Raw genomic sequence first — 19376 nt, 5'->3', positions numbered from 1 at the left:
CCGCGAATCCCGGCGGGCAGGTGTGGAGGAGCGTGTCGCGGGCCCAGCGGGCGCGTAGCGCGGAGCCCGCGAATCCGGCGGGCAGGTGTGGAGGCGCGTGGCGCAGGCCCAGTGGGCGGGGGTGCGGAGCCCGCGAATCCCGGCGGGCAGGTGTGGAGGCGCGTGGCGCGGGCCCAGTGGGCGGGGGCGCGGAGCCCGCGAATCCCGGCGGGCAGGTGTGGAGGAGCGTGACGCGGGCCCAGCGGGCGGGGTTCGCGGAGCCAACGAATCCCGGCGCGTAGCGTACCGCTACATGGCGGCGTTCGCCTCACCGGCCGCCCCTCCCAGCCCTTTGCATCGGATAAAAGGGCTGTTGCCTTTTTCGCGGCGGATACACTTTTCGCGTGCGATTTTTATGTTTTTTTTACACCCTGGCCCCGTTTATTTACCCCCTTTTTACGCCGATCCGTATTAAGATTTCACTGTGGCGACGAGGGGGAGCTCGCATGCGATTGATTCTTTAAGGGAAAGCGGGCTTAATCGACAGTTGTTGCCAAGAGGAGGTAGCCCCATGACGGTGATAGGGATTATTGCTTTTGCCTTGATCGTGTACCTTGGGTTTGTTCTGGTAAAGCCGGAGAAGTTTTAAAGAGATTATGGGTTTAGTCGAGCGAGGAGGAAATCTTGCATGGGCATGGGATTGTTACAGGTAGCCATAACGCTGGTCATCATCATGTTATTGGTTAAGCCTGCGGGCAGCTATTTGGTTAAAGTGTTTAGTCATGAAAAGACCGGTCTGGACCGGGTTTTCGGTCCGTTCGAGCGGATCGTTTACCGGACGATGGGAGTTCGCGAACAGGAGTCCATGGGCTGGAAGCAATATTTGGCAGCCATGCTTCTTTCTAATTTCATTATGTTCATTCTGCTGTTTCTCGTCCTGCGGCTGCAAAAGTATTTGCCGCTCAATCCGGACGGGATTGATAATATGCCGGCCGCGCAAGCTTTTAATACGGCGGCGTCCTTTATTACCAATACGAACTGGCAGTCCTACAGCGGGGAAAACGCGCTGTCGTATTTATCGCAAATGCTCGCCATCACGTTTCCGATGTTCACATCGGCGGCGACTGGCTTTGCGGTGGCGATCGCGTTCATTCGCGGATTAATCGGCCGCGAGGATAATCTCGGCAACTTTTACGTAGATCTGGTCCGCTCGATTACGCGCATCTTTTTGCCGCTCAGTTTTATTGTCGCCCTATTCCTGGTGTTCCAGGGCGTACCGCAGACGCTGCAGGGCGCTGTGACGGCGACGACGCTGGAAGGTGCCCAGCAGACGATCACGCGGGGGCTTGTAGCATCGCTTGAATCGATCAAGCATATCGGCACGAACGGAGGAGGGTGGTTCGGTACGAATGCCGCGCATCCTTTTGAAAACCCGACTTCTCTGGCCAACCTGGTCCACATCGTTTGCATGATGCTGCTGCCGACGGCGCTCGTCTATGCTTTCGGCCTCATGATCAAAAATAAAAAGCAGGGCTGGGCCGTATTTGCGGCGATGGGCTTCATTTTTCTGGTCATGCTGACGACGGTGTTTGTCTCCGAGTACCGCGGGGTTGCCGCGCTTGATGCAATGGGCGTTCACGGCAACATGGAGGGCAAGGAGGTCCGGTTCGGGCTGGCGGAATCCGCGCTGTTCACAGCGGTGACGACCGCCGCGACGACAGGCTCCGTCAACAATATGCATGAATCTTTGACGCCGATGGGCGGTTTTACCGCACTTGCCGAAATGATGCTCAATAACGTTTTTGGCGGCAAAGGCGTAGGGCTTTTGAACGGGTTATTGTATCTTATTTTATCCATTTTTATTTGCGGTCTGATGGTCGGGCGGACGCCGGAATTTCTCGGTAAAAAGATCGAAGGCAAAGAGATCAAGCTGGCTTCCATCGCGCTGCTCGTCCATCCGATCATCATTCTTGCGCCTACGGCTTTGGCGCTCATGCGTCCGGAAGCGGTCGCTTCGATTGCCAACCCGGGCATGCACGGCCTTTCGGAAGTGCTTTACGCCTTTACGTCGGGGGCTGCCAATAACGGTTCCGCCTTTGCGGGCTTGAATGCAAATACGGATTTTTACAATGTGGGCATTGGGCTCGTCATGCTGTTCGGCCGGTATATTTCGATCATTGCGATGCTGGCGATCGCCGGTTCTTTGGCCATCAAGCGTACGGTTCCGGCAACCGCAGGGACTTTGCGGACGAATACCCCATTGTTCACCGGAATATTGGTGATGATCATCGTCGTGATCGGGGCGCTTACGTTCTTCCCCGCACTTGCATTGGGACCGATTGCCGAACATTTGGCCATGCCGCATTAAGCGCGGCGCAGAGAAGAGGGAGGATCCATATGGCTGCTGCACGTAAAAAAACATTAACGAAAGAGATCGTCTCACAGGCGATCATCGATGCTTTTAAAAAGCTCAATCCCGCAACAATGATTAAAAATCCGGTGATGTTTATTGTAGAAGTAGGAACTTTCATCACTTTGCTGCTGTCGGTCAAGCCGGATCTTTTTGTCGCTTCAAATGCAGGCCGGGGCTACAATATCGCCGTATTTTTCATCCTGCTGTTCACGGTGCTGTTCGCCAATTTCGCCGAAGCGCTGGCGGAAGGCCGCGGCAAGGCGCAGGCCGATACGCTGCGCAAAACGAAAGCCGAGACGATGGCGAAGCTCGTGCAAAAAGACGGCTCTTATAAGCAAGTATCGTCCACTCAATTGAAAAAAGGAGACATCGTCCGCGTCGATGCCGGCGAAATCATTCCTACGGACGGCGAAATCGTCGAAGGGCTCGCCTCCATCGACGAATCGGCGATAACCGGGGAATCCGCGCCGGTCATTAAAGAAGCGGGCGGGGACTTTTCTTCCGTTACCGGGGGAACCCGAGTCGCTTCGGACTATATCGTCGTGAAAGTGATGACCGACCCCGGCGAATCTTTTTTGGACCGGATGATTTCCCTCGTCGAAGGCGCCAAACGGCAAAAAACGCCGAACGAGATCGCTTTAACGACGCTGCTTGCCGTATTAACGCTCATCTTCCTTATTGTTATTATGACGATGGTTCCCATGGCGCAGTACTTGAACATTCAATTGGATCTGGCGACTTTGATCGCCCTGCTCGTTTGTCTGATTCCGACGACGATCGGCGGGCTGCTGTCCGCGATCGGCATCGCGGGGATGGACCGGGTTACGCAGTTCAACGTGCTGGCGATGTCCGGCAAAGCGGTTGAGGCGGCCGGTGATATCGATACGCTGATCCTGGACAAAACAGGGACGATCACTTACGGAAACCGGATGGCCGCGGAGTTCGTGCCCGTCAAGGGCGTATCGTCCAAAGAAATGACCTTGGCCGCTTTGAAAGCTTCCGTCAAGGATGAAACGCCTGAAGGGCGTTCCGTCGTGGAGCTTGCCGGCAAGCTCGGAGAATCGTGGGCCGAAAGCGAATATGCCGGCGCCGAAGCCGTCGAGTTTACGGCGGAGACGCGGATGTCCGGCCTTAACCTGGCCGGCGGCGCGCAAATCCGCAAAGGCGCGGTCGATGCGATCAGGAAGCGTGTGCTGGCCCAAGGCGGCGGGATTCCCGCCGACCTGGAAGAGATCGCGAGCCGCATCGCGAAGGCCGGGGGCACGCCGCTGGCCGTAGCGGTCGGCGAGCGCATCTATGGCGTGATTTACCTGAAAGATACGGTAAAGCCCGGGTTGAAAGACCGGTTCGCGGAGCTTCGGGCGATGGGGATCAAGACGATTATGTGCACGGGCGATAATCCGCTTACGGCGGCCACGATCGCGCTGGAGGCGGGCGTGGACGATTTTATCGCCGAAGCGAAGCCGGAGGATAAAATCGCTGCGATCAAAAAAGAGCAGATGGAGGGCAAGCTTGTCGCCATGACCGGCGACGGCACGAACGACGCCCCGGCTCTTGCGCAGGCGGATGTCGGGCTCGCGATGAACTCCGGCACGATGGCCGCCAAAGAGGCCGCCAACATGATCGATCTGGATTCCGATCCGACGAAGCTGCTATCCGTCGTTTCCATCGGCAAGCAGTTGCTGATTACGCGCGGCGCACTCACGACCTTTTCCATCGCCAACGATATCGCCAAATATTTTGCGATCATTCCCGCCATGTTCATTTTGGCGATGCCGCAGCTCGCGGCGCTGAACATCATGCATTTGGCCTCGCCGCAGTCGGCCATTTTATCGGCATTGATTTTCAACGCCGTCATTATCCCGCTGCTCATCCCGATTGCGATGAAAGGCGTGAAATACCGCGCGATGACAGCGGATAGACTGCTTGCGCGCAACGTTCTCATCTACGGCGTCGGCGGCGTGATCGTTCCGTTCATCGGCATTAAAGCGATTGATCTGGTGCTTTCCGGGCTGCACATCGTCTAAAAACATAAATTAGGAGATATGAATATGAAAACGATATGGACTGCGATCCGCGTATCCGTAGTGCTGATGCTTATTTGCGGACTCATTTATCCCCTGGTTACGACCGGGGTCGCTCAAGCGCTATTCCCCAAGCAGGCTGACGGCAGTTTGATCGAATCGGGAGGCGTAACGGTCGGTTCGGAGCTGTTGGCGCAAAATTTTGAGTCGCCGAAGCTTTTTCACCCCAGAGCGTCGAACGCCAAATACGATCCTGCCGCTTCCGCCGGTTCGAATGTGGCGGTCGCCTCCGACGATTATGTAAAAGGCGTTGCCGGTCAAATCGGCGATGTGAAAAAAGAGAACCCGGATATGCAAAGCGTCCCCGCCGATCTGGTCACGGCTTCCGGCTCCGGGTTCGACCCGGATTTGTCTCCGGAAGCGGCGAGGGCGCAAGTTCCGAGAATCAGCCGGGAAACGGGAATCGGCAGCGAGCAGCTGTATCAAATGATCGACGCCCATACGAAAAGCCGGCAGCTTGGCATTTTCGGCGAACCGCGCGTAAACGTAACGGAATTGAACATGGAGCTGATAGGCAGTGGAAAGCTTTAAAAGAAAGACGCCGGAGGAAATCCTGCACTCGATCTCCAAGCTCCACCGCGGCACTTTAAAAATTTATATCGGTCCTGTCAGCGGTTCCGGGAAGACGTATCATATGCTGCGCGAAGGACATACGCTCAGGCAGCAGGGGATCGACGTCGTCATTTGCGCGGTTTCAACGCTGCAAAGGCCCGAGACCGTGGAGCAGCTGGGCGATCTGGAGAGGGTTTCCAGCCTGCATTGGTTCCGCAATGATACCGAAATGAAAGATTTAAATCTGGATGCCTTACTCACGAGAAATCCCGAAGTCGTGCTCGTTGACGGGCTGGCCCACCGGAACCGTCCGGAAGCCCGTTTTCCGACCAGGCTGGACGACATCAAGTTTTTGCTCGCCCATGACATTAGCGTGATCACGACGGTTAACGTGTATGAATTGGAGGGGTACACCGAACTTGCCCAAAAGCTGACGGGGATCGAGGTCGAGCATACCGTTCCCGCGGACACGCTGGAGCTTGCCGACGAGGTAAGGCTCATCGATGTTACGCCCGAAACGGTTCTGAACCGGCTTGCCGAGGGGCATCTGAAAATAAACAAGGATGCGCCGGTTTTTGAGCGCGGCAATTTGGGCGTTTTGCGGGAGCTTGCCCTGCGGTTGGTCGCCGAGGATGTGAACGAGTCCCTGAAGGAGCACCGGGAAGAAATGGGGCTTCTGGGCCCGTCCGGAGCCGCCGAGCGCATTCTGGTGTCCACGCAGTATCATTGGAACGGCTCGATTTACGTCCGCAGGGGCCAGCAAGTGGCCAAAAGGTTGAACGGCGATCTGGCGGTGATCACGTTCCGCGATTTTAAAAAGCCGTTATCGAAAGAAGCGGCCACTTTTCGCAGAAATATGATCAAGCTCGTGGAAAAAGTCGGCGGCGAGTTCGCGGAGCATCCTTTTCAAAATCGCCGTCGCATTCCCAAGACGATCGTTCAGTACGCGGCCCGTCATCATGTCACGCGCATCGTGATGGGCCATACGAAGCATACGAGATGGCAGGAGTTTTGGCAGGGTTCCGTCGTCAACGCGCTTTTGAAAATTGTAAAAAATATCGACGTCTTTCTGGTAGCCGACCGCGCGGAGCATGAAGGCGAACGGATTCTTCCGGCCAAAATCGTAGCCGCCAAAGAACAGCACAAATACCGCCGGCTAAGCGAGCGGGAGGTCGCCGAAAAAATCGGCAAAATCAAGCGCGGCAAGTTCAAAGTGTATATCGGAGCCGCGCCCGGCGTAGGGAAAACGTATATGATGCTCCGCGAGGGCAACGACCATCTGAAAAAAGGCATCGATGTGCGAATCGGCCTGCTGGAAACGCACAACCGCAAAGAGACGATCGCCCAGACCGGGAATTTGCCGGTCATCCCGCGGCAGCGCACGGTGTACCAGGGCGTAACGCTGGAGGAGATGGATACGCAGGCGATCATTCGCGCCTGTCCTGAGGTCGTGCTGGTCGACGAACTCGCGCATACGAACGTCCCCGGGAGCAAAAACAAAAAAAGATATGAAGATGTTCTGGAAATTTTGGATGCGGGAATATCCGTTATTACGACTGTGAATGTGCAGCATTTGGAAAGCTTGAACGATGCTGTGGAGCAAATAACCGGCATCCGCGTCAGGGAAACGGTGCCGGACAGCATTTTGCAAATGGCCGATGAAGTGCAGTTGATCGATGTCGCCCCGGAAGCGCTGCAGCAGCGCATGCGCGAGGGGAAAATATATGCCGCGGCCAAAATCGAGCAGGCGCTGCATCACTTTTTTAAAACGGGAAATCTCATCGCCTTGCGCGAGCTTGCGCTGCGCGAAATCGCCGACGATGTCGACGAAAGGCTGGAATCGCTGGAACGAAAAAGCTCGCTCCGCGGCCCGTGGAGAAGAAAAGAAGTGATATTCGTGTGCGTGAACAGCACGCCGCATGCCGAACGGTTAATTCGGCGCGGCTTCCGCACCGCTTATCGGCTGAAGGCCCCATGGTACGTCAATTACGTCCAGGCCGGCGGCGCCGTTACCGATGAGCTGAAGCAGAGGCTGGAAGCCATGGAGAGGCTGACGGTCAGACTGGGCGGCAAGTTTGCGGTTCATGAAAGCGATACGCCGGGGGATATCGCCAAAGTTTTATCAGCGAAAGCGGATGAGGCGGAAGCGACGCAATTGGTGATCGGCCAATCGAAGCTTTCTTGGCGGGAAGAGCTGCGGCGAGGCTCCGTTGTGAAGCGGCTGATTCGTTTTTCCAGACATAGGGATATTTTAATTGTAGCTGATTTTGATCCCAATATCGCATTATAATGGAATGGAACAGTTGAATATACGAGTGTGCACAGGGTGTGATCAGGATCGATTCCTCACGCAATGAAAGAGGGAAATTAACTTTATTTCTGGGCGCCGCTCCCGGTGCGGGCAAAACATACGCGATGCTTGCGGCAGCCAAACGGCAAAGAGACAAAGGGACAGACGTTCTGCTCGGGTGGGTGGACGCCGGGGATTACCCGGAAACGCAGCAGCTGCTCTCCCGGGAGATGTTTCCGCGCGTAACGCCCCGCGCCGTTGAGTACCGGGGCCGCATTGCCCGGGAAATGGATACGGAAGAAATTATAAGGAGACGTCCGGGGCTGGTGCTCATCGACCGCCTCGAACATGCGAATGCGCCGGGTGCTTTGAAGCCCAAGCGTTATTTGGACGTGGAGGCCGTTCTTTCGCAAGGAATAGACGTCTACACTACGCTCAACATCCAGCATGTGGAAAGCTTGAACGATACGGTGACCCGGATTATCGGAAGCGAAGTCGCCGAAACGGTGCCTGATACTTTTCTGGAGCGGGCGGACCAAATTCAGTTGGTCGATATACCGACGGACGAGTGGATCGGGCGAATGGAGCGGCTGTTTCATGGCGGCAAAAAGCAAGCCGAGCTGCAGCGGTTTTTCCGCATCGGGAACATCAACGCGCTGCGCGAAATGGCGTTCCGCTATGCCGCCCAGCGGCTGGACAGCCAGCTTGAGCGGTATATGCACGCCAAGGATATTGCAGGCCCCTGGCCCGTTGCGGAGAAGGTGATGGTTTGCGTAAGCGCAAGCCCCTTCTCCTATCAGCTTATCCGGACGGGGCGGCAAATGGCCGCCAGTCTCAAAGCGGACTGGATAGCCGTCTACGTGCAGACGCCGCGAGGGATGCCGGGCGGCGAAGGGCAGCACGACCAGCTTGCGCGCAACTTGCAGCTGGCCGAACAATTGGGCGCCGAGGTGATGTCCGTTACAGGCAGCGATGTCGCCCAAGAGCTGCTGTCTTTGGCGCGCGCCCGCAATGTGAAGCAGATCATTATCGGCAAGCCGAACCGTTCCCGCATCGTGGAATGGTTCCGCAGTTCCGTTGTGGAGCAAGTGATCCGGGGCAGCGGCGGGATCAGCATCCACGTCATACCGGGGAAGCCGAAAGGGTCCCCGGACAAAGAAGGCGCGGCCCGCCCGCCGCGCATTTTCGGTTGGAAGCCTTATGCATGGGTTACTTTTGCCGTTATCCTTTTAACCGTTATCCTGGGCATTTTCGAGCAATCGTTTGACACGGTCAATATTGCGTTGATGTATTTGCTGCCCGTTCTTTTTAGCGCGGTATATTGGGGACTCGGACCTTCTATCTACGCGGCCAGCGCGGGCGTGCTTGCTTTCGATTTCTTTTTTGTCCCGCCTTTTCTCAGCTTTACGGTCGCGGATTTGCGCTATGTGCTTTCCTTTGCCGTGTATATGGCCGTCGCCGCGCTGACAGCCAGTCTCGCCGCCCGGCTAAGACAGCAGCTGAATTTTGCCAAGCAAAGGGAGGCGACGACGGCCTCCCTGTATGCGATCAGCCGGCAAATGACGGCGATAACGGATTTGAATTCGCTCTTGGAGAACGTTTCCCGCCAAGTGTCCGATACGATCCATACGCAAGTCGCGATTTTTTTGCCGGACAGCAAAGACGAGCTGGCGGTGACCGTCTATTCTCCCGGCCCTTCGGACTGGGGGAGGGGAGAATCGGAAATGGCAATAGCGAAGTGGGTATATGAGCATGGCGAAATGGCCGGAAGGGGGTCCAACACGCTCAGGGAATCCCCGGGCTTATACGTTCCTCTGCGCACGGAAGATCGGGTTTACGGCGTATTGGCCGTCAATCTCGATATGGAGGGCCAGGATGCAGGCGCCGCGCCGGAAAATGTGCGGCTGTTGGAAGCGATCGGAGGCTTGGCCGCAAGCGCCATCGCCCGCGTGAAATTGGGCGAGGAGGCCAAGCTTGCCCATTTGACCGCCGAATCGGAGAGAATCCGAACGGCGCTGCTCGATTCCGTATCCCATGAGCTGCGCACGCCTCTGGCGACGATCATCGGATCGGCGACCGGCCTGATCGAAGGCGATCGTATTTTTTCGCCGGAGGACCGGCTCGATCTGTTGGCGACGATCAGGGATGGCGCTTTGCGGATGAACCGGCTGGTCACGAACCTGCTCGGCATGGTGAAGCTGGAAAGCGGCATGCTCCGGCTGCGCAAAAAGTGGTGCGATGCCGAGGACATCATCGGCGTCGTTCTGGCGCAGGTGAAAGATTTTCAGCAGCACCGCAAAATCCGCGTCATGCTGCCGGAGCCCGCCCCGTTCCTGCTGGGCGACGAAGTGCTGCTGGAGCAGGTGCTGGTGAACGTAGTCAGCAATGCGATCAAATATTCGCCGGATTACAGCGAAATCGTCATCACCGTCGGGCAGGACGAGCACCGCGTAACGATGGCCGTGGCCGATTCGGGGGCGGGGATTGCGGCTGCCGACCGCGAGCGGATTTTTGATAAATTTTATCGCGCGGTCGCGACAAGGCACGTACCCGGAACAGGCTTGGGGCTTGCCATTTGCAAAGGCATCGTCGAAGCCCACGGAGGAACGATCGCCGCGGAACCGAATGTAGACAAAGGCACTGTCATTACGATTGTTTTGCCCAAGGGAGATCATCGTTTTTTTCATAGACCAATGCCGGAAGGGGACAATGAGCATCATGACAACGACTAATGGAGCACGCATATTAATCATTGATGACGAGCCCCAAATCCGGAAGCTGCTAAAAGTGACCCTGCAAGCCCACAACTTTGAAATCCATGAATCGGCATCGGGAGAGGACGGTGTATACCAGGCGAGCATCGTGCATCCGGACCTCGTCGTGCTGGATCTCGGGCTGCCGAGTATGTCCGGGATGGAGGTGCTGCACCGAATCCGCGAATGGTCGCGGATACCGATTATCGTGCTTACGGCGAAAGACCGTGAAGAAGATAAAATCGCCGCGCTGGACAGCGGAGCCGACGATTATGTCACCAAGCCGTTCGGCATGGGGGAGCTTGTCGCCAGAATCCGCGTAGCGCTGCGGCACGTGGCGAAAACGGCGAACGAGCCGATTTTGCAATTCGGCAATCTGGTGATCGATCTGGCCCAGCGGTTAGTAGAGCTGGACGGCAGCCGGGTAAAGCTGACGCCGACGGAATACGATCTTCTGAAAGCACTCGCCTCCAACGCAGGCAAAGTCGTCACGCAGCGGCAGCTGCTCCAGCAAGTGTGGGGCGGTCATCATCATGAATCGGATAGCCACTATTTGCGCATCTACATCGGTCATCTGAGGAAGAAGCTGGAAGAAGATCCAACGCGGCCGAAGTTTATCAAAACCGAGCCTGGCATCGGCTACCGCTTCCTGCTGCATTTGCCGGAGGGGTGATTGCGATAGCCGAGCTCTTTTGAAAATGAGATCGGCGTAATGCATGGACAACGGGTTTGAGGGGCTGAAGCGAGGAGGATAGGGTGGCTTGGCGGAGGGAAAAACCTGCAAAAGTGCAGGTTTTTCCCATAGAAATGGTTCATTTTGGCGAAAAACCTGCGATTGTACAGGAATTTTTGATGAAAATGAATCTAAGCTCATGTTCGCAGCGAAAAGCCTGCACATTTGCAGGAATTTGTCGTAGTCGGCGTATCCATCGAGCAAAAACTGCACTTTTGCAGGTTTTCTTCGCGCAACCAGGCAGATTGGCGACCGGCTCCGGCGCGTGGGTTTCCGGTTCCTTCAGATCCGGTTCTTGATCCGAACACACTGCATGTTTTTTTTCGCAAAAACTAGTTAAACTCAGTCAATAGTTCCCTTTCTTATAGCCAAAACCGCCCTTGCCGCAACAACAAACCGATGCGTCTTTCAACGGTGCTATAAATAGCAAAAGAATGGCCGCGTCGTATGCCGGCTCCTCCGAAGAGGGGCTTGCGTACGGCGCGTTTTGCATGTTCCGGCAAACGAAGCTTCCCGGGCAAAGCCATACATTACTTGTAAGCTTTACAGCTGTCGCGGATACACAATTCCGTCGGAACGAGCACCCTTTTGGTCAAACTGCGGGTTTCCTCGATTTTTTCGATGATCGTCTGTACGGCAACTTTGCCCATGTATTCCGTCGGTATTTGCACCGTCGACATCGCCGGGGTCGTATATTGCGTCATGTGATGGCCGTCGAAACTGACGATGCTGAGTGTTTCGGGAACCGAAATGTTGTGCTCCTTCAAAAATTCCAACGCCCCGAGCGCCGTAGGATCGTTCGCAATGAAAAAGGCTGACGGCAGCGGTCCGTCATGAAAGGCGCGCTCCATTAATTTGTAGCCGTTTTTAAGGCCGTGTTCCCCTACATATACCCGCGAAGCCGCATTCTCCGAAAACTTCGACATATAGCGAAGAAAAATTTGATCTCTTCGATCCTCCATGTCGAGATCCGGGCTTTCGTAGCATCCCATAAAGCCGATGTCGCGGTGCCCGAGCCCCGTTAAATAGTTCAGCGCCGAGTAAACGGCCCGCCTCGCATCGAACCAGACGCAGTCGTATTTGTTGTCGTCCGGGCATCTGCCGACAATCAGAACGTGCTTTGCTTGAAGCCCGGCCGTCATTTCCCTGATTTCTTCATTGGTGTAATTTCCCTGAATGATGGCGCCGTGCAAATTTTCAAAAGACGTGTTGGACACATTGAATACGTTGACGATGTCGATTTCGTACTGCAGGCAAATTTTATCGATGCCGTTGCGGATCGAGAAATGAAAATCATTTTCCAGATGGCTGTAGAAGATGCTCGGTTTGTATATGAGAGCGAGCCGGTAATATTTTTTGGCGTACCGTTCCACGACGGTTTTGTAATCCAGCTGCCTGGCGGCTTCCAGCACCTTGCTCCGGGTTTTATCGGAAACGCTCAGAGACTGATCGTTATTCAGCACCCGCGATACGGTAGTTGCCGAAACATTGGCTAGCTGGGCGATATCTTTAATTGTTGCCATATACATCAAACTCCTAAAAATTTTAGTGATAATTTTACTTCATATCAACTCATTATAATCAATATTCCTATAAATGGGAAGCGGGAAGTGTTAAGACCATTCGTATTCACAAAACATTAATATAATCGATGATTAGATTTTACAATACTATAGTAAATTAAACACTATATTAAAGATAAAAATTTTACTTTAATCAAGCTGTTTTTTTGTCATTATCGAACTGCTTACCCTAAAAACAGACACAGAATAGAGGCTGAAGCAATTGAACCGCAAACAAGGCAAACAAGCTAATCAAACGATTTTTGAAAACATTTATGCCGATTTCCTGGATTGCAGCGGCAGGACCATGATTGTGGCGCACAGGGGGAATTGGAGGCAGGCGCCTGAAAACTCCTTGAAAGCCATACAACATTCGATCGATGCAGGAATAGATATGGTTGAAATTGATGTGCAGCCAACGAAAGACGGCTGCCTTATCCTGATGCATGACGATACGGTCGACCGCATGACGAACGGCTCCGGCCGGATCAGCGACCTCACTTTTAACGAGCTTCGGGCGCTTCGTCTCAAGCAGGGTCAAGGCGAACGGAATGCCATGCTGACCGACGAAACGATTCCTACGCTGGCCGAGGCCATGCTGTTGGCAAAAGATAAAATTATGATCAATTTGGATAAATGCTGGAACGTGCGCGAAGAGGTTTATCGGGTTTTGATGGAGACCGGAACGGTGAAGCAGGGGTTGTTCAAAAGCACGGCAGAGATCGAAGAAGTCGGGGAGTTTCTCGAAAACAAAGCGGAGCGCCCGGAATATATGCAAATTATCGATGAATCCAATCAGCATTTGCTCGGGCACTTGGATGATCTGCTGGCGCGAATCAAACCACGGGCTTTCGAGCTGCTGTTTGAGCAGGACGACAGCATCATTATTGCGGCGGAGACGATCCGGCGTTTGCAGGGGTCCAGCAGAATTTGGACCAATACGATGTGGGATTCGTTATGCGGCGGGCACGCCGATGAACTTTCGCTTACGAATAAGCCGTTAGGCTGGGGCTGGCATATCGAACGCGGCGTCAATATGATTCAAACCGATTTGCCGGACGAGCTGTTCGCATTTTTAAACGGGCCGGGCAAATAGCGGAAAAAGCATAATGTTCAGGGAGGCTTGCGCGATTTGATTAAACGTGATTACAAAATGAGGGAAGCGGCGGTCGGATACGGGTTTTTGCTTCCCTCCCTGCTGGGATTCGGCGTCTTTATGTTTTATCCGTTTTTGATGTCGGTCTATTTAAGCGTGCACCATACGGATTTGCGCGGGAAAATTACGGGGTTTGCCGGGCTTTCCAATTATGCCGAGCTGCTCACTTCCGGGCATTTTTACGAAAGCTTGCAGCGTTCATTCGTGTTTGCGCTGATGACGATACCGGCGTGCATCATCATCTCCGTGTTTCTGGCGATCGTGACGCATAAAAAGAGCAAAATCAATCTCATCTTTCAATTCATATTTTCGATTTCCATTGCGATGCCGGTCGGCATAGCTTCCGTCATTTGGAAAATATTATTCCATCCTTCCGCAGGGATGCTCAATTATTTCCTGGGTTTTGCCGGCATGTCTCCGGTCGGATGGTTGACCGATCCGGCGTTCGCGATGCTGTCCGTTTCCATCATGACGGTTTGGCTGAATATCGGGTTCACGTATTTGGTCATTTTGAGCGGGGTCAAAGGGATACCTGAAGAAGTGTACGAGAGCGCCAAAATCGACGGGGCCGGCCCATTATCCTCGGTTTTCAAAATTACGCTGCCGCTGCTGTCGCCGACTTTATTTTTTGTAACGATCATTTCCGTCATCGGCGCCCTGCAAAGCTTCGGGCAAATCTCGATGCTGACAAAAGGCGGGCCGATGAATGCGACAAATGTCGTCGTCTACGATTTGTACCAGGAAGCGTTCGTCAATTACCGTTTCGATACGGGAAGCGCGCAAGCGATCGTATTATTTCTGATCCTTTTGCTGCTCACGGTCATTCAGTTCCGGGCGGCGGAAAGGAGAGTCCATTATTCATGAAAAAAACTTGGCAGCATTCGGCTTTATTGGTTTTGCTGGGCTTCATAGCGATAGTGATCCTTTATCCAGTGTATTATGCTTTTTCCGCGTCATTGCTGACTCCTGCGGAGATGGATTCCTTGCCGCCGGTTCTTTGGCCGTCAAGTTTGTACCTGGAGAACTTCAAAACAGTGCTGTCGCTCGTTCCCGTTGCGAGGTTTACGCTGAACAGCTTCATCGTTTCCTTCGCGATTACGGGAGGCCATTTGCTTACGGCCAGTTTGGCGGCTTACGCTTTTGCGTTCGTCCGCTTTCCGGGCAAACCGTTTATTTTCTCGCTGTTTTTGGCCACGATGATGATTCCGTGGGAAGTCACGATGATCCCCAACTTCCTGACGATACGCAGCTGGGGATGGATCGATTCGTACTCAGGCCTGATCGTACCTTTTCTGTCGACCGGATTCGGCACGTTTTTGCTGCGGCAGTTTTTCATGCAGCTGCCCCGGGAAATTTTTGAAGCGGCCAAAATGGACGGATACGGGCATGTCCGCATTTTTAGCAGCATCGTGCTGCCGCTATCGCGTTCCGCTTTTGCGACATTGGCCTTATACAGCTTCATCGGAGCGTGGAACATGTATTTGTGGCCGCTGTTGGTTACGAACGATCAGAGCATGCGGACGGTGCAAATCGGCGTGAACATGCTGCAATTTGAAGATTTTACCTCATGGAATCTGGTGTTGGCCGGTGTGACGCTCATGATGCTGCCTCCGCTCGTGCTGCTGGCGCTTGGGCTGAAGCAGCTTGTCGGCAATATTACGCTGGGGTCGCTCAAAGGGTAGCGCCGCTACAATATCCGGGTCGATCCGACACCGGTTTAACATAGATATCGTCCCAATCATAACGGCAATACAAAGGAGACCGAACATTTATGAACCGCACAAATTGGAAAGCGTCTATCTCAGTTGCAAGCGTCGCAGCGATGCTGCTCGTACAGGGGTGCGGCAGCGCAGCCAAGCCTTCGTCCCCGGACGGACAACCGGCATCGGCTGCGGCTTCCGCCTCCCCGGCCGCCCAGGCAAGCAAAGCTCCGGTCACAATCGTTTGGTGGCATTCGATGGGGGGAGAGCTCGGCAAGGCGCTCGATCAAATCGTCAGCGACTATAACGCCTCCCAATCGAAAGTCATCGTGAAAACACAGTTCCAGGGCACCTATGACGAGTCGCTGAACAAATTGAAAGCATCCATGGATTCGAAAAGCGGACCTACGATGGTCATGAGCAACGACGTCAGCACCCGTTTCATGATCGATTCCAAAGCCATTACGCCGATGCAAACTTTTATCGACCGCGACAAGTTCGACACGGCCCAGTTTGAAGAACATATTCTGAACTATTACACGGTCAATAACAAACTGTATTCCATGCCGTTCAACACCTCGAATGCCATTTTGTACTACAATAAAGATTTGTTTAAAGCGGCAGGGCTGGACCCACAAAAGCCTCCGCAGACGTATGAAGAAGTCATCAAAGCGGCCAAGACGCTTACCTCAGGGGGCGTTACAGGCTTCAGTCTGTATATCGAGCCGTGGTTTATGGAGCAGTCCTTTGCCAAGCAAGGAGCGGAGTACGTCAACAACAACAACGGACGTACGGCGCCTGCGACCGAATCGTATTTGAATAAAGAAGCGGGCCTTAAAACGATGACCTGGTGGAAGACGATGGCCGACGACAAAATTGCGATCAATTTCGGAAGAACGGGCGATGACGCGAAAAAGGCGTTTTTGGCCGGACAAACGGCCATGATGATGAACTCGACAGGCGCGCTGCGCGGAATCGTCGATTCGGCCAAAGGCAAGTTCGAAGTCGGAACCGGCTTTTTACCGGTGCCGGAAGGCGCTTCAACCGAAGGCGGGGTCGTCATTGGCGGGGCGAGCAACTGGATCATGAGCAACAAACCGCAGGAAGAGCAGGACGCCGCATGGAACTTTATCCGATATTTGTCGACGCCTAAAGTGCAAGCCCTGTGGCACGTTAGCAGCGGTTATTTCCCGATCACGAAGAAGGCGTACGATGAGCAAATTGTGAAAGACAATCTTGAGAAATATCCGCAATTCAAAACGGCTGTCGATCAGCTGCACCAGTCCAAATCGAACTTCGCCACCCAGGGACCGCCATCGGCGTGTTCCAGGAGCAGCGGCAGTTCGTTGCAAATGCGATCGAGGAAGTGCTGAACGGCAAAAAATCCCCGCAAGAAGCGCTCAATGCAGCAGCGGAAAATAGTACGAAATCGCTGGTCAAGTATAACCAGATGAACAAATAGCAGCATCATAGACAAAGACAGGGCGAAAAAAGCATTCGTCCTGTCTTTGTCGTTTGCGCCACTACCTGTTTCTATATTTGAGCGGGGTCGTTCCGACTACCCGTTTGAACAGCTGAATAAAGTAAGACACATTCGGAATGCCGATGCGTATGCCGATTTCCTCGACCGCCAGGCCCGTCGTCTCCAGCAGCCGGCAAGCTTGTTTCATGCGTCTGGCCGTCAAATAATCCGTAATGCTGCTGCCCGTTTCATGGCGAAACACTCTGGAGATGTAGCTGGTGGACAGATGCGTTTCTTGCGCTAACCGCTCCAGGCTCACCTCCTCTTGGTAATGCGCTTCGATCCAGCGCATGATCGTCTCCGAGTAGCGGGGAGTTCTGCGCGCCGCCTCCTGATTGAATTTCTCTTCCGCGCCGGGGTGCGCCATATCCACCGCATTTAAAATTTGCAGCAGCAGCAAGGCGATGTCTTCGCTGTCGGGCAAGCCCTTCCGGTTATTGCGGTCGTAGGAGCAATAAATCCATTCCATTTGTTCTACGATCGGGGACAGATCGAAGGCATTGTTACGGTCGCTTCCCTGCCACAAAGCCGCGAACAGGGCGCACTTCTTAGGAAAGGGGCGAAGCTGCCGTTCTATAAGATTCGGATCCACATAGAAGATCGAGCGGACATATGGCGTTTGCGGACTGACTACGGCGTGGATGCGGTGGAGCTGAAAAGGCTGAAAAAAGAAAAACATGCCGCGCTTGATATCGTAAGCCTGCCGGTTAAGGACGATGCTGCCCTGCCCTTCGTGTACGAAAACAATTTCGCAGCATTGATGCCAATGGTAATAGCCTTTGAAAACGTGTTCCGACCGTATACGGTAGTCCCAGACGATTTCCTTGCGGTCAAAGACTACTGGCTCGAAAAGCTGATTCATGACCTGGCCCCCAAAATGACAAAATATCAACATTTTCTTACATTGTATCATAACTTTTGGGCGATACGGAGGAGTATAATGGATAAAAATTGCTGGAGTTATTCAAAATGAACACGAATTATTGGCAGGGTATCATGGAAAAGCTCGATCAAAAAATAACCCGGACCATCGCTCAAATGGGCGATAAATGCCCGCATTTTGCCGAAGAAGACGGCAAATTCGACGACATCGGCTCCGATTGGTGGACGACAGGTTTTTGGCCGGGCATCCTGTGGATCATGCATGACATGACCGGCAAGGACATCTACAAGGAAGCCGCCTGGCGATGGGACGGCGAGCTGGAACAATGGTTCGTGAAGCCGACGGAAGAGCTTCATCACGACGTAGGCTTTCAATTTCTGCCGACGGCCGTCATCAAGCATACGCTGACAGGCGATGCCGACGGATTCCGGCGGGGTCTGGAGGCGGCGAATTTTTTGGCCGCGCGCTTTAACCCTGCCGGCAACTTTATCCGCGCCTGGAACGGCGGGCCTGAGCACAGACCGGTTCCCGGCTGGGTCATTATCGATTGCATGCTGAACATTTCGCTGCTGTTCTGGGCGCATAAGGCAACCGGCGATCCCCGATACAAGCATATCGCCATCCGGCACGCCGAGACTACTATGCGGCACGGTGTCCGGGAAGACGGATCGACCAAGCACATCCTCTCGTTCGATCCCGAAACCGGCGCCTACATCGAAAATTTCGGCGGCCAGGGCTTGTCGGCGGAATCGTCGTGGAGCCGCGGTACGGCGTGGGGGCTGTACGGTTTTGCCAACACGTACCGGCACACCGGCGACGAGCGGTTCCTCGATACGGCGAAACGGATCGCGCATTATTTTATCGCGGCGCTTCCTGAAGATCACGTGCCGTACTGGGATTTCCGCCTGGAGTCGCTGGAAGGTATGTCGCGGGACAGCTCCGCCGCATCGATCGCCGCATCGGCGCTGCTGGACTTGGCGGATTTTGTGCCTGCGGGGGAGAAGCGGCTCTATGCCGGAGCGGCAGAGCGGATACTGCGTTCGCTGACCGAGAACTATGCGACATGGGATCGGCCCGAGCATGAAGCGATTTTGCTCCACGCCACCGGAAGCGGCACTTCCTTTATCGATGTTTCGCTTATTTACGGCGATTATTACTATGTGGAAGCGATTTCCAAACTGAACGGATGGAAGCACCGCATTTTCTGACGGATGTCCGGCCGGATCCCCCGGCGGGGCAACCGCAAGCGCCGGAAGCCGCCGAAGCCGGCGCGAGAGCCGGCCAAGCGGTCAGGCGGCCCGCGAAGCGGCAACAAGCCGGGAGCGAGAGCCTGCGCATCTTTGAGCAGTGCTTCGCGCAGAAAACCTGCAAAAAGTGCATCTTTTTGCCCGTGGATGCGTTTGAGGAGCGATATTCCTGCAATTCTTAGGCTGTTGAACACCCCCACGGTAGAGGAGATAGCCATAATCTGCCTGGCTGTACGAAGAAAACCTGCAAAAATACATGAATTTGCGTCCTTGTTCGCTGGCCACGAAGAATTCCTGCAAAAGTGCAGGCTTTTCACCGAACAAATGGACACAGACTCACTTTCAGCAAAAATTCCTGCGCTTTTGCAGGTTTTTCGCCAAAATAAGCCAATTTCGCATGAAATACCCACTAGCTTTGCAAAGAAGCTAACATCAAATGGATTAAAATGGACAAATTTCTTTTCGAGTTATTAGATACTTATTTTTCCATTCGTTACTTCCG

General features: G+C 54.1%; 13 protein-coding genes and 1 pseudogene. 12 read left to right on the top strand and 2 right to left on the bottom strand.

What is annotated here, in order from left to right; translation table 11 throughout:
• The first annotated feature begins 550 nt into the window (after positions 1 to 550).
• The 7 genes from AC6RNO_RS30125 to AC6RNO_RS30095 are packed head-to-tail and all read left to right on the top strand — an operon-like array spanning position 551 to position 10744.
• Positions 551 to 628, top strand: a complete 78-nt coding sequence (locus AC6RNO_RS30125) for a potassium-transporting ATPase subunit F (protein WP_474680251.1) — start codon at positions 551 to 553, stop codon at positions 626 to 628.
• A gap of 45 nt (positions 629 to 673) precedes the next feature.
• Positions 674 to 2347, top strand: coding sequence for a potassium-transporting ATPase subunit KdpA (kdpA, locus tag AC6RNO_RS30120; RefSeq protein WP_497107787.1), 1674 nt, complete (start codon positions 674 to 676; stop codon positions 2345 to 2347).
• Between the two features lie 29 nt (positions 2348 to 2376).
• The gene (kdpB, locus tag AC6RNO_RS30115; RefSeq protein ID WP_497107764.1) at positions 2377 to 4419 is read left to right on the top strand and encodes a potassium-transporting ATPase subunit KdpB; all 2043 of its coding nucleotides are present in this window, start codon (positions 2377 to 2379) and stop codon (positions 4417 to 4419) included.
• Positions 4420 to 4443: 24 nt separating this feature from the next.
• Positions 4444 to 5007, top strand: coding sequence for a potassium-transporting ATPase subunit KdpC (gene kdpC, locus AC6RNO_RS30110; protein WP_497107763.1), 564 nt, complete (start codon positions 4444 to 4446; stop codon positions 5005 to 5007).
• The gene (locus AC6RNO_RS30105; protein ID WP_497107762.1) at positions 4994 to 7318 is read left to right on the top strand and encodes a histidine kinase; all 2325 of its coding nucleotides are present in this window, start codon (positions 4994 to 4996) and stop codon (positions 7316 to 7318) included. The genes kdpC and AC6RNO_RS30105 overlap by 14 nt, the downstream gene beginning before the upstream one ends.
• Positions 7319 to 7356: 38 nt before the next feature.
• Positions 7357 to 10050, top strand: a complete 2694-nt coding sequence (locus AC6RNO_RS30100) for an ATP-binding protein (protein WP_474679964.1) — start codon at positions 7357 to 7359, stop codon at positions 10048 to 10050.
• Entirely contained in the window at positions 10037 to 10744 is a 708-nt protein-coding gene (locus AC6RNO_RS30095) for a response regulator (protein WP_497107761.1), read from the top strand. Before AC6RNO_RS30100 ends, AC6RNO_RS30095 begins: the two co-directional genes overlap by 14 nt.
• A gap of 590 nt (positions 10745 to 11334) precedes the next feature.
• Here the strand turns inward: AC6RNO_RS30095 and AC6RNO_RS30090 are convergent.
• Positions 11335 to 12327 carry a LacI family DNA-binding transcriptional regulator gene (locus tag AC6RNO_RS30090; RefSeq protein ID WP_474679966.1) on the bottom strand — a complete coding sequence of 331 codons (993 nt, stop codon included), beginning with the start codon at positions 12325 to 12327 and terminating at the stop codon, positions 11335 to 11337.
• Between the two features lie 262 nt (positions 12328 to 12589).
• Here AC6RNO_RS30090 and AC6RNO_RS30085 point away from each other — a divergent pair, with 262 nt between their 5' ends.
• The 4 genes and pseudogenes from AC6RNO_RS30085 to AC6RNO_RS30070 all read left to right on the top strand — a co-directional run bounded on the left by AC6RNO_RS30085 (position 12590) and on the right by AC6RNO_RS30070 (position 16684).
• A complete protein-coding gene (locus tag AC6RNO_RS30085) occupies positions 12590 to 13462 on the top strand; it encodes a glycerophosphodiester phosphodiesterase family protein (protein ID WP_497107760.1) in 873 nt (290 codons plus the stop codon).
• A 36-nt stretch (positions 13463 to 13498) separates the two neighbouring features.
• Entirely contained in the window at positions 13499 to 14386 is an 888-nt protein-coding gene (locus AC6RNO_RS30080; RefSeq protein WP_488435285.1) for a carbohydrate ABC transporter permease, read from the top strand.
• Entirely contained in the window at positions 14383 to 15204 is an 822-nt protein-coding gene (locus AC6RNO_RS30075; protein WP_497107759.1) for an ABC transporter permease subunit, read from the top strand. The genes AC6RNO_RS30080 and AC6RNO_RS30075 overlap by 4 nt, the downstream gene beginning before the upstream one ends.
• An 89-nt stretch (positions 15205 to 15293) precedes the next feature.
• A pseudogene (locus AC6RNO_RS30070) lies at positions 15294 to 16684 on the top strand (ABC transporter substrate-binding protein).
• 61 nt (positions 16685 to 16745) lie between these two features.
• Here the strand turns inward: AC6RNO_RS30070 and AC6RNO_RS30065 are convergent.
• Positions 16746 to 17606: a helix-turn-helix domain-containing protein gene (locus tag AC6RNO_RS30065; protein WP_497107758.1), complete on the bottom strand. Its 861-nt coding sequence runs from the start codon at positions 17604 to 17606 to the stop codon at positions 16746 to 16748.
• A gap of 107 nt (positions 17607 to 17713) precedes the next feature.
• On the opposite strand from AC6RNO_RS30065, the gene AC6RNO_RS30060 reads away from it, so the two are divergent.
• Positions 17714 to 18835 carry a glycoside hydrolase family 88 protein gene (locus AC6RNO_RS30060; protein ID WP_497107757.1) on the top strand — a complete coding sequence of 374 codons (1122 nt, stop codon included), beginning with the start codon at positions 17714 to 17716 and terminating at the stop codon, positions 18833 to 18835.
• Positions 18836 to 19376: the final 541 nt, after the last annotated feature.

The organism is Paenibacillus sp. sgz302190, assembly GCF_059820445.1.
This window is presented reverse-complemented; position numbering and strand designations above follow the sequence as displayed.

Excerpts from the sequence above, each read along its gene's own strand:
- kdpA (WP_497107787.1), top strand. The coding sequence starts at position 674 with ATGGGATTGTTACAGGTAGCCATAACGCTGGTCATCATCATGTTATTG.
- kdpC (WP_497107763.1), top strand. The coding sequence starts at position 4,444 with ATGAAAACGATATGGACTGCGATCCGCGTATCCGTAGTGCTGATGCTT.
- kdpB (WP_497107764.1), top strand. The coding sequence starts at position 2,377 with ATGGCTGCTGCACGTAAAAAAACATTAACGAAAGAGATCGTCTCACAG.
- AC6RNO_RS30060 (WP_497107757.1), top strand. The coding sequence starts at position 17,714 with ATGAACACGAATTATTGGCAGGGTATCATGGAAAAGCTCGATCAAAAA.
- AC6RNO_RS30065 (WP_497107758.1), bottom strand. The coding sequence starts at position 17,606 with ATGAATCAGCTTTTCGAGCCAGTAGTCTTTGACCGCAAGGAAATCGTC.
- AC6RNO_RS30125 (WP_474680251.1), top strand. The coding sequence starts at position 551 with ATGACGGTGATAGGGATTATTGCTTTTGCCTTGATCGTGTACCTTGGG.
- AC6RNO_RS30090 (WP_474679966.1), bottom strand. The coding sequence starts at position 12,327 with ATGGCAACAATTAAAGATATCGCCCAGCTAGCCAATGTTTCGGCAACT.
- AC6RNO_RS30095 (WP_497107761.1), top strand. The coding sequence starts at position 10,037 with ATGACAACGACTAATGGAGCACGCATATTAATCATTGATGACGAGCCC.
- AC6RNO_RS30075 (WP_497107759.1), top strand. The coding sequence starts at position 14,383 with ATGAAAAAAACTTGGCAGCATTCGGCTTTATTGGTTTTGCTGGGCTTC.